This window comes from Caballeronia sp. LZ028, from assembly GCF_031451415.1.
GTDB classification, from domain to species: domain Bacteria; phylum Pseudomonadota; class Gammaproteobacteria; order Burkholderiales; family Burkholderiaceae; genus Caballeronia; species Caballeronia zhejiangensis.
Genome location: NZ_JARUXN010000002.1, coordinates 649170 through 663092, shown reverse-complemented (window position 1 = coordinate 663092; position 13923 = coordinate 649170). Strand labels below are relative to the sequence as shown.

The 13923-nt window shown below is 62.4% G+C and carries 15 protein-coding genes; 8 read left to right on the top strand and 7 right to left on the bottom strand.

Features of this window, described 5'->3' with window-relative positions; genetic code table 11:
* Positions 1-49: 49 nt before the first annotated feature.
* Entirely contained in the window at positions 50-892 is an 843-nt protein-coding gene (locus tag QCE58_RS17205; protein WP_008346337.1) for an EamA family transporter, read from the bottom strand.
* 105 nt (positions 893-997) lie between these two features.
* Here QCE58_RS17205 and gcvA point away from each other — a divergent pair, with 105 nt between their 5' ends.
* The 3 genes from gcvA (at position 998) to QCE58_RS17190 (ending at position 5657) form a co-directional block, all read left to right on the top strand.
* Positions 998-1906, top strand: coding sequence for a transcriptional regulator GcvA (gene gcvA / locus QCE58_RS17200; protein WP_175980234.1), 909 nt, complete (start codon positions 998-1000; stop codon positions 1904-1906).
* Positions 1907-2178: 272 nt separating this feature from the next.
* Complete coding sequence (locus QCE58_RS17195) at positions 2179-4611, top strand: glucose/quinate/shikimate family membrane-bound PQQ-dependent dehydrogenase (protein WP_250522447.1); 2433 nt, start codon at positions 2179-2181, stop codon at positions 4609-4611.
* A 62-nt stretch (positions 4612-4673) separates the two neighbouring features.
* A complete protein-coding gene (locus QCE58_RS17190) occupies positions 4674-5657 on the top strand; it encodes a porin (RefSeq protein ID WP_235366192.1) in 984 nt (327 codons plus the stop codon).
* A 3-nt stretch (positions 5658-5660) separates the two neighbouring features.
* On the opposite strand, the gene QCE58_RS17185 is transcribed toward QCE58_RS17190, so the two are convergent.
* Positions 5661-6017: a MarR family transcriptional regulator gene (locus tag QCE58_RS17185; RefSeq protein ID WP_033536044.1), complete on the bottom strand. Its 357-nt coding sequence runs from the start codon at positions 6015-6017 to the stop codon at positions 5661-5663.
* 215 nt (positions 6018-6232) lie between these two features.
* Here QCE58_RS17185 and QCE58_RS17180 point away from each other — a divergent pair, with 215 nt between their 5' ends.
* Positions 6233-6526 (top strand): hypothetical protein, encoded by a 294-nt coding sequence (locus QCE58_RS17180; protein WP_008346348.1) that lies wholly within the window; start codon positions 6233-6235, stop codon positions 6524-6526.
* Positions 6527-6606: 80 nt separating this feature from the next.
* Here the strand turns inward: QCE58_RS17180 and QCE58_RS17175 are convergent, their stop codons facing one another.
* On the bottom strand, positions 6607-6951 hold the full coding sequence (locus QCE58_RS17175) for a hypothetical protein (protein WP_309779923.1): 345 nt from the start codon (positions 6949-6951) through the stop codon (positions 6607-6609).
* Between QCE58_RS17175 and QCE58_RS17170 the strand changes: the two genes are divergently transcribed.
* Positions 6941-7138: a hypothetical protein gene (locus QCE58_RS17170; protein ID WP_309779921.1), complete on the top strand. Its 198-nt coding sequence runs from the start codon at positions 6941-6943 to the stop codon at positions 7136-7138. The genes QCE58_RS17175 and QCE58_RS17170 overlap by 11 nt on opposite strands.
* 27 nt (positions 7139-7165) lie before the next feature.
* On the opposite strand, the gene QCE58_RS17165 is transcribed toward QCE58_RS17170, so the two are convergent.
* The 3 genes from QCE58_RS17165 to leuC are packed head-to-tail and all read right to left on the bottom strand — an operon-like array spanning position 7166 to position 10580.
* A complete protein-coding gene (locus QCE58_RS17165) occupies positions 7166-8488 on the bottom strand; it encodes a 2-hydroxycarboxylate transporter family protein (protein ID WP_250522450.1) in 1323 nt (440 codons plus the stop codon).
* Positions 8489-8548: 60 nt separating this feature from the next.
* The gene (leuD, locus tag QCE58_RS17160) at positions 8549-9193 is read right to left on the bottom strand and encodes a 3-isopropylmalate dehydratase small subunit (protein WP_250437595.1); all 645 of its coding nucleotides are present in this window, start codon (positions 9191-9193) and stop codon (positions 8549-8551) included.
* A complete protein-coding gene (leuC, locus tag QCE58_RS17155; protein WP_250522451.1) occupies positions 9186-10580 on the bottom strand; it encodes a 3-isopropylmalate dehydratase large subunit in 1395 nt (464 codons plus the stop codon). The genes leuD and leuC overlap by 8 nt, the downstream gene beginning before the upstream one ends.
* Positions 10581-10685: 105 nt before the next feature.
* Here leuC and QCE58_RS17150 point away from each other — a divergent pair, with 105 nt between their 5' ends.
* The 3 genes from QCE58_RS17150 (at position 10686) to QCE58_RS17140 (ending at position 13193) form a co-directional block, all read left to right on the top strand.
* Positions 10686-11576, top strand: coding sequence for a LysR substrate-binding domain-containing protein (locus QCE58_RS17150; protein ID WP_250479485.1), 891 nt, complete (start codon positions 10686-10688; stop codon positions 11574-11576).
* A 47-nt stretch (positions 11577-11623) separates the two neighbouring features.
* Positions 11624-11962, top strand: a complete 339-nt coding sequence (locus tag QCE58_RS17145; RefSeq protein WP_008346360.1) for a DUF3140 domain-containing protein — start codon at positions 11624-11626, stop codon at positions 11960-11962.
* A 67-nt stretch (positions 11963-12029) separates the two neighbouring features.
* Positions 12030-13193, top strand: coding sequence for a phytanoyl-CoA dioxygenase family protein (locus tag QCE58_RS17140; RefSeq protein ID WP_250522452.1), 1164 nt, complete (start codon positions 12030-12032; stop codon positions 13191-13193).
* A gap of 4 nt (positions 13194-13197) precedes the next feature.
* Here the strand turns inward: QCE58_RS17140 and QCE58_RS17135 are convergent, their stop codons facing one another.
* The gene (locus tag QCE58_RS17135; RefSeq protein ID WP_033536016.1) at positions 13198-13920 is read right to left on the bottom strand and encodes a FadR/GntR family transcriptional regulator; all 723 of its coding nucleotides are present in this window, start codon (positions 13918-13920) and stop codon (positions 13198-13200) included.
* Between the last annotated feature and the right edge of the window lie 3 nt (positions 13921-13923).

Here is a 13923-nt window from a genome sequence, read left to right as displayed (position 1 = left end):
TTCCCTCAGTTCGCGAGATGTGCCTTACGGACGAAATGACGCAGAGCGGTCAGAGCCCCAGGCAAACCGCCCCGACCGCGACCACCACGCAGGCGAGCCAGCGCCTCGCGCTGACGGCTTCCTGAAGGAACACGCGCCCGATGAGCGCCGCGAACACGACGCTCGTTTCGCGCAACGCGGAGACCGTGCCCATCGCGCCGGATTGCATCGCCCAGATCACGATGCCGTAAGCCGCGATCGACACGAGGCCGCCCGCGAGCGACGAACCCACGGCCATCGGCGCTCGCTTCACGGGCGTCCATAGCGCCGCGGGCCCGCGTTTCGCGACGAAAATCATCGGCATGAACCAATAGAACATGAACATCCACGCAGTGTAGGTGAGCGCTTCGCCATCGGACAGACGCACGCCGATGCCGTCGATCACCGTGTAGATCGCGATGGTCACGCCCGTCGTCAACGCGGCGAGCACCCCCGCGCGCGATACGCGGCCGCCCTGCAATGCAAGCGCGATGATGCCGCCCGAGATCAGCACGATCCCGAGCGCATGCAGCGGGCCGATCGCCTCGTGCGCGAAGATGGCCGCGCCGAGCGTGACGAGCATCGGCGACGATCCGCGCGCGATCGGATAAGCCTGCGCGAGATCGCCGCGCCGATACGAGCGCACGAGGCTCACGTTGTAGACGATATGCACGAGCCCCGACGCGACGATGTAGGGCCACGCGGCTTTCGCGGGCATCGGCAGATAGAAGACGACGATCGCGGACACGGCGCCGATCGCGATGCTCATCCACGTCATCGAGAGGAACCGGTCGCGGTTGCCATGGAGCATCGCGTTCCAGCTTGCGTGGAGCACGGCTGCCAAGAGAACGACACCGCCGGTGTAGGTGAACATGCTTTCTTATGTCGGTTATATGACGGATAGTTACTAGAATAACTATCTTGTGAGCCGCCCACAAACCATATAAATTGCATCGTCGCGTTAGAAAAGCTCTTGCGAATGAGACCGGCATTGCCTTCACTCAATGCGTTGCGCGCTTTCGAAGCCGCTGGGCGACTCGGTAGCTTCAAGGAAGCCGCCGCCGAGCTGCATGTCACGCACGGGGCGATCAGCCAGCAAGTGCGTTTGCTCGAAGCGTGGCTCGGCGCACCCCTGTTCGAGCGTCATAACCGGCGTGTGGTGTTGACCCCGGCGGCGCGCGTTTATCTCGCGCAAATCGGTCCGCTCTTCGATCGGCTCTCGCAGGCCACGGCGCGCTATGGCGTGTCCGAGGCCCTGTCGCGCACGCTCACCGTGAATGCGCCCGCTACGTTCACGTTGCGCTGGCTCGTGCCGAGGCTCGAACAATTTCGCGCGCGTCATCCCGATGTGGAAGTCAGGATAGAGACATCGAACGAACCGGTAGAAAGCCTGAAGGACACATACGACATCGTGATTCGCGGCGGCCCCGACACGTTTTACGGTTACGTGATGCGGCGCTTTCTCGAAGAGGAACGTCTGCCGGTGTGCAGCCCCACGCTGTCCAAACGTCTTCCTTTGCAGACGCCTGAAGACTTGCGGCGGCACACGCTGCTGCACACGTCGAGCTTGCCGCGCGTCTGGCCGGATTGGCTCGCGCAGGCGGGCATCGCGGCGCTCACGCCAGCGGCGGTGCTCACCTTCGATCACTTCTATCTGACCTTGCAGGCCGCTGTCGATGGCATGGGCATCGCGATGGGCCCGACCGCGCTCGTCGCCGACGATCTCGCGTCAGGCCGTCTCGTCGCGCCATTCGACGGGCCGCGTTTGCCGTCGCGAAGCTATTGCACGTATGTCGCCGATGAGAAAGCGGGGCACGATCTGATCGTGCTGTTTCGCGCATGGCTCGAACAAGAAGGACAAGCGTTCGCGACCGAGCACGACGTGTGAGCCTGCGCCGTGCTGCATTCGTGCGAACTATGCAGAAATTTAACTATCTGGTTAGAATGCACGGGTTTACGCTAATGCCCCGGCCGGTCTGACTGATCGCGCGGGACATGCGATCCAGCCGCGCACATCGGCGCACGCGTTCATGCGTCGCCGCTTCTCGCGTGTCGCGGTATCGACTTCACGGAACGCTTTCATCGCGCGGTGCGATACGGCCGCGGCATTCCTGTCGTCGCCGAAGCGGATCGCATGGCAGATTCCTGGAGAAGATTTCGATGTCTACGAGTAAAGCCCGTCTTTCAGCCGCGCTGAGAGCAGGGTGTGTTGTGCTGGGCCTCGCGCTGTTGGCCACTGGTCTGATTTTCGTCGTCGGCGGCGCAAAGCTCGCGCTTCTGCACGGCAGCGCGTATTTCGTGATCGCGGGAGCGGTTATCGTCGTATCCGCGGTGCAGTTCATGCGGGCGAAGTCGTCGGCTGTGCTCGCCTTCGGCGCGGTATTTATCGGCACGCTCGTGTGGGCGCCCATCGACGGCGGTTTCGATTTCTGGCCGCTCGTGTCGCGGCTGATGCTGCCGGCCGGCTTCATGATGCTCGCGCTGCTTACATGGCCATCGTTGCGCACGCATGAGACGGGCAAGCCCGCGTCGAAGCGCGCGTATGCGTTCGCTGGCGTCATCGCGCTTTGCATGCTCGTTACCTTCGTGCAGATGTTCGAGCCGCATCCGACCGTCGCATCCGATGGCAATGAAACGCCGCTCGTGCCCGTCGCGAAGGAGCACGCGCAGAAGGACTGGAGCAACTACGGCAACACGGCCGGCGGCAGCCGCTTCGTGGCGCTCGATCAGATCACGCGCGATAACGTGAAGGATCTGCGTGTCGCGTGGACCTTCCATACGGGCGATGTCCCCGAAAGCCCGACCGGCAACGGCGCGGAAGATCAGGAGACGCCACTGCAGATCGGCGACCGCATCTACCTGTGCACGCCGCACAACAACGTGATCGCCGTCGATGCCGACAGCGGCAAGCAGATCTGGAAGCGCGAGATCAACGCGCGGGCGCAGGTCTGGAACCGCTGTCGCGGCCTCGCGTATTTCGATGCGACGAAACCTGTGGCGCAACCGACGATAAACGGTTCGACGCCTGTGACCCCCGTTTCCATCGCGGCGGGCGCAAGCTGCCAGCGCCGCTTGCTGATGAACACGATCGATGCGCGTCTCGTCGCCATCGATGCCGACACCGGCGCGCTGTGCGAAGGCTTCGGCGAACACGGCTTCGTGAACCTGAAAGCGGGTCTCGGCGCGGCCGACGATCCGAAGTATCAGCTCACGTCGGCGCCGACGCTCGCGGGCACGACCGTCGTCGTGGGCGGACGCGTGGCCGACAACGTGCAGACCGACATGCCGGGCGGCGTATTGCGCGGCTTCGACGTCATTACCGGCGAGATGCGCTGGGCGTTCGATCCGGGCCGCGACGACCCCAACGCGCGCCTGCAACAGGGTCGGACTTACGCGCGCAGCACGCCGAACTCGTGGGCGCCGATGTCCTACGACGCCGCGATGAACACTGTCTTCATCCCGATGGGCAGCTCGTCGGTGGACTTGTGGGGCGGCAATCGCACGCCGCTGGATCACAAGTACGCGACGTCGATCCTCGCGCTCGATGCGACCACCGGCAAAGAAAAGTGGGTGTACCAGACGGTCCACAACGATCTGTGGGACTTCGACGTTCCGATGCAGCCGAGCCTCGTCGACTTTCCCGAGAAGGATGGATCGACGAAGCCCGCGGTCGTGTTCGGCACGAAATCCGGTCAGATCTTCGTGCTCGACCGCATGACGGGCAAGCCGCTTACGCGCGTCGAAGAACGCAAGGTGAAGACGGGCACGATCGCGCAGGAACAGTACTCTTCGACGCAGCCGTTCTCGGCCGGCATGCCGACGATCGGCGCGGACACGCTGAAGGAATCGGACATGTGGGGCGCGACGCCGTTCGATCAGTTGATGTGCCGCATCAGCTTCAAGTCGATGCGCTATGACGGCCTCTTCACCGCCCCCGACACCGATGTTTCGCTGAGCTTCCCGGGATCGCTCGGCGGCATGAACTGGGGCAGCTTGTCGACGGATCCGAATCATCACGTCGTCTTCGTGAACGACATGCGCCTCGGTCTCTGGGTGCAGATGATTCCGCAAAAGACCGACAGCGCGCCCGCGAGCAACGGCGGCGAAGCCGTGAACACGGGCATGGGCGCGGTGCCGCTGAAGGGCACGCCGTATGCCGTGAACAAGAACCGCTTCATGTCGCCGCTCGGCATTCCGTGCCAGAAGCCGCCGTTCGGCACGCTCTCGGCGGTCGATCTGAAGACGCAAAAGATCGTGTGGCAAGTGCCCGTCGGCACCGTGCAGGACACGGGTCCGTTCGGCATCAAGATGCGCGTGAAGATGCCCATCGGCATGCCGACGCTCGGCGGCACGCTCGCGACGCAAGGCGGCCTCGTGTTCATCGCGGGCACGCAGGACTATTATCTGCGTGCGTTCGACAGCGCCACCGGCAAGGAAGTGTGGAAGGCGCGCTTGCCGGTCGGAAGCCAGGGCGGTCCGATGAGCTATGTGTCGCCGAAGACGGGCAAGCAATACGTGCTGATTTCGGCGGGCGGCGCGCGGCAATCGCCGGATCGTGGCGATTACGTCATCGCGTATGCATTGAACCACTGATCGTACGAACCGAAGATTTCATGCGTCTGACCAACACTTTCATTTGCCTGCTGGCTGTATCGATGCTGTGCGGCATCGGTGCAACGTCCGCGCATGCGCAGAGCGCCGTGACCTTGTACGGCAGCATCGATACGAGCATCGAAGTGACGAACCCGGGCTCGTCGTGGACGCCGCGCATGGATTCGGGCGCGTATCGCGGCTCGCGCTTCGGCTTGCGCGGCTACGAGCAATTGAGCGGCGATACGCGTCTGCTCTTCGATCTGGAAAGCGGCTTCAGTTCCGCCGACGGCACCTTCGCGACGGCCAACACGATCTTCAATCGACAGGCGTGGATCGGGCTCGGCGCGCCGTGGGGCGAGTTGCGCTTCGGCCGGCAGTATTCGCCGATCTACATTCCGTTCAAGGGCGGACTCGATGCATTCGGTGCGGGCACGATCGCGTCGGGGCTCAACAATCTGTCGAAGATCACGCCTTACACGAATAACGGCATCACGTATCTGTCGCCCGATTTTCACGGCTTCACGACGACGCTCATGGTCGCATTGCGCGATAGCGGCAACGGCAACGGGCTATCGGGGAACTACGAGACGTTCGCGTATCACAGCGGGCCGTTTCGCATTTCGTACGCGCATCAGGACACGCAAGGCGACACCGGCTTGCGTGCGAATCTCGGCGGCGTGTCGTATCGCTTCGGCAAGACGACGGCCTTCCTCTCGCACTTCAACGGCGATGGCGGGTCGCCGCGCTATCACAACGACGGTCTTTCGGTCTCGATGCGCTACGCGGTGACGCCGCGCCTGCGCGCATCGCTCGGCTATGCGTATGCACGCGATCGCTCGGGCAGCGATAACGACGCTGACCAGTTCAGCGTTGCGTGCGAATACGATCTCTCGCCGAAGGTGCTGCTTTACGCGAGCGGCGCGATGCTGCGCAATCATGGCGACGCGACCTTCACGCTGCGCGGCGTGAACGTAGTCGGGATTCCGGCGGCTTATCCCGGCGCGCCGGTGCGCGGCGTGCAGGTTGGCATGATCGACCGGTTCTGATTCTCAGCGTCTCTTCTTCGCCTCATCGAGGCACGCCGCGAGCTTCTCGAAGTAATCCAGTGCTTTTCGCGTCGGCACGACGGTCTTGATGCGCAGATCGTCGCTGCTTTCATCGACGGATACGAGGCCTTGCTTTCTGAGGTTCGTCAGCTTGCGATGCACCGTCGCCGGCGCGCCCGCGATAGACAGCGCCATCGTCTCCGTGACCGTCAGCGCATGGCCCGCGTGCCACGACGCCGTGAGCGCTTCGAGCAAGCGTTCTTCGGCAGCATCGAGCTTCGGCACCGAAGGCAATGCCTGCACTGCCTGAGCCAGATTCAGGAAGCGGAAATAGGCATCGAACACGCTCTTTTTGGCCATGAAGAAATCGCTTTTAGGGAACGAACCGATCATAGCATTCGCGATATACGGCAAACCACAATCGACGATCTATTTATCAAGTTGATAAGTAAGTGCTAAGATAGTGCGTCGAGCAAGGGCGCAATACAAGGGCGCAATACAAGGTCGCAATACGAAGAGCGGACGAGTGAGCGCGTTTCGCTATTGCCCGAGCGATTTCCCGGGAGGGCAGGGGCGTGGTTCAGGAACGCGATAACAACTACATCACGGCGCATTTCATCGAGCAGGAGATCGAACATCTCGCGAGGATGATCCGCTCGCGCCACTGGCATCGCAGCGCGGCGTGGCCCGTTTCGTACTGGCGCGAGCGCATCGAGGAATTGCAGCATGCGCCCGCCATCGCGCCGCTTCAGCGCATGGAGCTCGAATCGCTTCTGAACGAACTGGAGCGCATCGCGGCCAAACTCGAATCGTCGGCGAATTACGGCGGAAGAGCGCAAGGCCAGACGCGCACGATGCGCGACGCATGAATTCGCGCGGTGCTGCGATAAGATGTGCGTCCTTACCGCCGCTCACTGGCACGCCGCCAATGTCTTCCCTTCAACTTCGCTTATGTTCCGTCGTCGGAACGGCGCTCGTCTTTATCACCTCGCTCTGGGCCAATCAGGAAATCTTTACTCATTCCGAGTTCGTGCGAGGCGTGAACTGGATTTATCTTCCGGCCGGCATTCGGCTGCTCAGCACGCTGTTGTTCGGCGCGGACGGCGCACTCGGGCTGCTTTTCGCAAGCTGGCTCGTCGATTTCTTTTATTTCTTTCCAAATGATCCGGTGAGATCTTTCGTCGGCGGCATCATTGCGACCGTCGCGCCTTATGCCGTGTATCGACTCGCGCGCGAGATCTATGGACTCGATGTCGCTATCGAATCTGACGGCGGGCAGATTGGTGATGCTCACCCTCGCTTATGCGCTTGCCGGTCCGCTGCTGCATAACATCTGGTTTTATCTTCAGGGCGATACGGAGCATATCGTCGCGCGATTCTTCGCGATGTTCATCGGCGATCTTGCCGGGACCATGATCGTCATCTATACGCTCAAAGCCTTGCTGCATTTCCTGCCCGTTCCGCGCGCGCCGAACCGCTAATCGTGCGACGCGCGCGCCGCATGCACGTCAGCCGAACCACTTCATCATCAGCGTGGCGAACACGACCATGCCCGCGCCGCCGATGCGCGTCGAAATCTGCGCGAAGGGCATGAGTCCCATGCGATTCGACGACGACAGAATCGCGACATCGCCGGTGCCGCCGAGACCGCTATGGCAAGCGGTGATGATCGCCGCTTCGACTGGATACATCTTCAGCCACGCGCCGACGAAGAATCCCGATACGACCATCGCCGCGACCGTCGACGCGCAGATCACGAAGTACGCGGGCGAGAATGCGCCGACGAGCTTGTCCCACGACACGAAGAGCGTGCCCAGTCCGACGAGGATCGCGAAGGTGAGATTCGTCGACATGAACTTGTAGATCTGATACGCGCCGATCTCCATGCGTTCGGGAATCGCGCGCACGACCTTCAGCACGGCGGCTGCGACGATCATCAGCACGGGTCCGGGAATGCCGGTGACGGGCGCGAGCAGCATGCCGAGAATGAACAGCGTGCAGCCGAGCAGCAGCCCGAAACCCATCAGGCGCAGATCGAGCGCGGCCTCGGCTTTCTGTTCCTTCAGCAGCGCCTGATCGTCGCCGCTCTTCACGAGCATGCCGTCGCCGCTATATGCGCGATGTTTCTCACCGAAGCGCTTGAGCAAGCCGCTCGCGAGAATCGCGACGACGTTGCCGATGAGCGCGGCGGGCACCATCATCGCGATCAGATGACCTTGCGCCGCGCCGGTGATTTCCGCATAACCGATCGACAAGGGCAGAATGCCTTCGCCGATGCCCCCGCCCAGAATCGGCATGACGATATAGAAGAACGTGTGCTTCGGGTCATAGCCGAACATCAGTCCGACTAGCACGCCCGCCGCGATCGCGGTCACCGTGCCGACCAGCAATGGCACGAACATCTTCAGAAAGCCTTGAATCAGGATCTTGCGATTCATGCCGAGAATGCTGCCCGCGACGAGACACGCGATATAGAGGTATTGCAGGTTCGCGGTCTTCATCGTCGTGGTGATGGCCTTGAGCGCGGCATCGTCCATCAGCTTGTAGCCGAGCAGCGCCGAAGGCACGAAGAGACAGAGAATCGCGGGCCCGCCGATATGCCTGAACACCGGAATGCGTTTGCCGACTTCGCCGAGCAACAGGCCCGATAACATCAGCACGGCGAAGCCGCCGATCATGTCGTTCGGCAATTTGCCGGTGATGGCGGCGAGTATCGTCACCAGTGCGAGCGCGACGAACATCGCGACCGGCATGCCGCCGATGGTCATCAACGAGAAGCGCGCGCGCAGTCCGAGCGGCATCGCGCCCGTGCGCAACGAAGGGCTTTCCATATCGTGTCTCCTGATTGAGAAGTGATGCGGCGATGGACGCTCGTGCGTCTCTTTTTCGCCTTACGCTGCTTGCTTGTTGCGTAGCGCGGGCAAATCGATCTTCATCCACGGACGCAGCGCCTCGTGCTTCGCTTCGAATGCGCGGATCGCGTCGCTGTCGGCGAGCGTCATGCCGATCATGTCCAGTCCTTCGATGAACATGCGCTTCTGTCGCTGCGGAAGATCGAACGCGTAGTGCGTGCCGTCGCTCGTGCTCACGCGTTGATTCGCGACGTCGATGGTCAACCGATTCGTCTTTGCATCGCTCGCGAGCGCGCTCAATGCAGCGACGACGGCTTCATCGAGCGCGATCAGCAGCAAGCGATTGTTCTGCGCGTTGAAGTAGAAGATTTCGCCGAAGCTCGGCGCGATAACGGCATCGATTCCCGCTTGCTGCAAGCCCCATACGGCGTGCTCGCGGCTCGATCCGCAGCCGAAGTTCGCGCCCGCAATGAGAATGCGCGCGCCCGCATAGTCGGGCCTGTTCAGCACGAAGTCTTTGCGTGCGTTGCCCGATGCATCGAAGCGCAAGTCATACAGAACGCCGCGCGCGAGACCGGACTTGTCGATGCCGAACAGAAACTGCTTCGGCATGATCTGGTCGGTGTCGAGATTGTTCAGCGGCAACGGCGCGGCGATGCCGGTCAATGTTGCGTGTTCAGACATGCTCCAGCTCCTTGCGTACGTCGACGATACGGCCCGCGAGCGCGGCGGCGGCAGCCATCGCGGGACTCATCAGATGGGTGCGGGCGCCGCGTCCCTGGCGGCCCTCGAAATTGCGGTTGGTCGTGGACGCGCAGCGCTGGCCGGGTTGCAGGATGTCGTCGTTCATCGCGAGGCACATCGAGCAGCCAGGCTGACGCCATTCGAAGCCCGCCTCGATCAGCGCGCTGGCGATGCCTTCGCGTTCCGCCTGCTCGCGGACCATGCCGGAACCGGGCACGACCATCGCACGCACGGAAGGCGCGACCTTGCGGCCGCGCACGATATCGGCGACGGCGCGCAAGTCTTCGATGCGCGCGTTCGTGCATGAACCGATGAATACGTGATCGATCGCGAGGCCGTCGATCGCCTGATTGGCATCGAGTCCCATGTAGTCCAGCGCCTTCGATGCATTGCGTTGCGCGACCGGTTCATCGGCGAGGCGGGGAATGCGCGCATCGATCGCGATGGCCTGATCCGGGCTCGTGCCCCATGTGACGAACGGCGCGACATCGCGCGCATCGAAGCGATGCGTGATGTCGAACGATGCGTCGGCGTCGGACGCGAACTGCTTCCATTGCGCGACGAATGCATCGGTTCCGATGCGCTCGGCGACATAGCGAATCGTCGTCTCGTCGGGGGGGATCAACGCACCGCGCGCACCTGCTTCGACGGTCATGTTGCACAAGGTCATGCGCGCCTCGGCGGAGAGCGCATCGATCGCGCTGCCCGCATACTCGACGACGTAACCGCGCGCGCCCTGCGCACCGATCTTCGCGATGATGTAGAGCACGAGATCCTTCGATGTCGTGCCGCGAGGCAGCGCGCCATCCACGACGATGCGCATGTCCTTCGCGACGCGATAGACGAGCGTCTGCGTCGCGAGCACATGTTCCACTTCCGATGTGCCGATGCCGAAGCCCAGCGCACCGAGTGCGCCATACGTCGTGGTGTGACTGTCGCCGCACAGCACGACCATGCCGGGGCGAATCAGGCCGATCTCCGGCGCGACCACATGCTCGATGCCTTGCGCATGGTCGCGCACATCGAACAGATGGATGCCGTGCTCCGCGCAGTTGCGCGTGAAGTTCGCGGCCTGCTGCGCGGCGGCGTCGATCATGATCGTGCGCTTGTCGACCGCGACGGGATGCGTCGGAATCACATGATCGACGACACCCATCTGCTTTTCCGGGCAACGCACCGGCAGGTTTTTTTGCGCGAGTCCCGCGAATGCTTGCGGGCTCGTGTACTCGTTCATGATGTGCAGGTCGGCGTAAAGCGCGACGTGTTCATCGTCGACGTGAAAAACCGTGTGGCTGTCCACGATCTTCCGATAAAGCGTCTGTCCCATGCTGTCTCCGTTCTTGCTTCTCCGATCAGTCGAAGCCAGTGTAATTCGATAACGGAGACCGTAAAATGCAGCTTGTCTTAACCCATTGTTAAGCCAAATTTAAAAATGGACTCGATCGCCGACCTGGAGTTTTTCGCGCGGCTCGTCACGCAAGGCAGCTTGTCGGCGCTCGCGCGCGAGCTCGGCGTGACGCCGCCCGCCGTGAGCGCGCGCCTCAGCCAGCTCGAACGGCGTCTCGGCGTGAAGCTGCTGAACCGCACGACGCGGCGGCTCGCGATGACGCAGGAAGGCGAGCTCTATCTCGGCACCGGCTCGCGCCTGCTCGAACAGGTGCAGGAACTGGAGCGCATGGTGTCGAGCAGCCGCGATCTGCCGCGCGGCCTGTTGAAAGTGAACGCGACGTTCGGCTTCGGGCGGCGTCATATCGCGCCGGCGCTGTCGGAGTTTCGTCGGCAATATCCGGATGTCGAAGTACAGCTCGATCTCACCGATCGTCCGATGAATCTCGCCGAATTCGCGTTCGATGTCGGCATTCGCTTCGGTGAATTGCCGGACATGCGCGTGGTCGGCAGAAAGATCGCGGCGAACCGGCGCTTCGTATGCGCAGCGCCGGCGTATCTGAAAGCGCATGGCACGCCGAAGGAGCCGGACGATCTGCGCGGTCATCGCTGCATCGTGCTGCGCGAGAACGACACGGCGTACGGCACCTGGCATTTCACGAAGGGCAAGCGGCACGAAACGGTGAAAGTCCACGGCACGATGAGCAGCAACGATGGCGAAGCGACGCTGCGCTGGGCGCTCGACGGTCACGGCGTGCTGACGCGTTCCGAATGGGACGCGCAGTCGTTTATCGATTCCGGCGCGCTCGAACGCGTGCTCACCGACTGGTCGATGCCGCCCGCCGATATCTATGCGATCTATCCCGAGCGGCTGAATTTGTCGGCGAAAGTGCGCGTATTCATCGAGTTCCTTGAGCGGTATCTGAAGCGGGTGTGATGCTTGCTGAATCGCGGGCATGACATCGCCGACGACGGAGGCAACTCATGACCGCGCAGCACCACGATGACGACGCCGCGACTTACGGCACCTTCAAGGATCTCGTCAACATGACGCCCGCTCAACTCGAAAAGTGGCTCGCGACCGACGAGTCGCGCGAAGTCGGCCAGAAGAACGGCGGCGGCGAATCGGTGGGGCACAAGTCGGGTCGGCATATCATCGACATTCTCGGCAAGAAGAAGGCCGATCTCGGCGAAGACGACTACGCGCACATGCGCAAGGTCGTCGGTTACATCAAGCGGCACCTCGCGCAGCGCCCGCACGAAGTCGAGCATTCGCACTGGCGATACTCGCTGATGAACTGGGGCCACGATCCGCTGAAGTAGGCTGCCGTCATTCGTGCCGCGCATTCGGCAGCATCAGCCGCTATGCTTGTCGAAAACGGAGCGAGACATGAATCAGACGAACTGGTACGCCGAAAGCGATTGCTCACTCGATGAATTCGCGAGCCTGCTCGAGCGCGATGCGCGACCGAAGCTGACATTCGCGTCGCACATTCAGCGCGGCATTCCGTTATATGACTGCGGCGCGCTCGCCCCCGCGCTGGACGATTCATCGACATGCATGGCGTTGCAGGCGGAATGGGCCACGGTCCTGCGCGATGGCGCAGGCGTGTTCGTGCTCAAGCATGCGTATGCGGATGTCGATCCTATCGACGAGGCCGCCGCGATCTTCGAATCGATCATCCGGCAAGAGCGGGAACGCGGTGCGAGTGCCGCCGATCACTTCGCGAAGGCGGGCGCGAACGATCGTATCTGGAATGCGCAGGAAAAGCTCTGTCTGCACGCGCCGCGCGTGTTCGCGCGTTACTTTGCGAACCGGTTCATCGAATGCGCGGCGCTTGCATGGCTCGGCCCCGGTTTCCAGATGACATCGCAAGTCAATGTCGTGCGTCCGGGCGGCGACGCGCAGCAGGCGCATCGCGACTATCACCTCGGTTTCCAGACTGCCGATGAAGTGCGGCGCTATCCGGCGCATGTTCACGCGATCTCGCCGTATCTCACGCTGCAAGGCGCGGTCGCACATAGCGACATGCCTGTGGAAAGCGGTCCGACGAAGCTGCTGCCGTTTTCGCAGCGCTATGCGCAAGGGTATCTCGCGTGGCGGCGCGCGGACTTCCGCGAATACTTCGAAGCGCATCACGTTCAATTGCCGCTCGAAAAGGGCGATGCACTTTTCTTAAGCCCCGCGCTCTTTCATGCCGCGGGCGCGAACCGCACGCGCGACGTGCAGCGCATGGCGAATCTGCTGCAGGTGTCATCGGCATATGGACGCGCGATGGAAACGCTCGATCGCGCGCGCATGTGCGAATCCGTCTATCCGGTACTGCTCGATTTCAAGTCGACGGAAAGCATGAGCGATGCGGAGATCGATGCGGTCATCGCTGCGTGCGCGGAAGGCTACGCGTTCCCGACGAACCTCGATCGCGATCCGCCCATCGGCGGTCTTGCGCCGAAGAGTCAGCAGGCGCTATTGCGTCAGGCGCTCGATGAAACATGGTCTGTCGATGCGCTCGCGAACGCGCTGAAGGACAACGCGTGGCGGCGCAATACTTGAAGCCTTACTCCTGATAAACCGCCGTCAACACGCTTTGGGCATCGGCGAGCGCATTGTCGAGTTGCACGAGACTCGCGTGACGCGCGCCGAGCGGATCGCGATTCGCGATCGCGGTGAGTATTGCCTTGTGGCGCGGCAAGGACAGCGCGTGCGTATCCGGATGACGGCTCGTCAGCTTGATCGACTCCGACAGCGCGAGCGATAACATGTGCCCGATATACATCAGCATGTCGTTGTGCGTCGCCGTCATGATCGCGCGATGAAACTCCAGATCGGGCGTAAGCAGTGCCTCGGGCGTCGGCGCATGCGACATGCGCTCGTACGCATCGCGGATGCGCGTGACATCTTCCTCTGTCGCATTCGATGCGGCGAGCGCGGCCGCCGCCGGCTCGACGATCCTGCGCACCACGAGCAGCGACTGAAAGAACGCGCCTTCATGCACGCTGGTGATCGTCCAGAAGAGGACATCGGGATCGAGCGTGTGCCATTCATCGCGCGGACGCACGACGCTGCCAAGACGCGGCTTCGACAGCACGAGCCCTTTCGCGACCAGCACGCGCGTCGCTTCGCGCAGCACGGGCCGGCTCACGCCATAGGCTTCGCACAGCTTCGCTTCGGCGGGCAGGCGATCGCCGGGACTGAGCTTGCCGCTCACGATGTCGATGCCGAGCTCCTGCACGATGCGCGCGTGCATGCTCTTGCGAGGTTGTGGGTGACGATAGTCCATGGC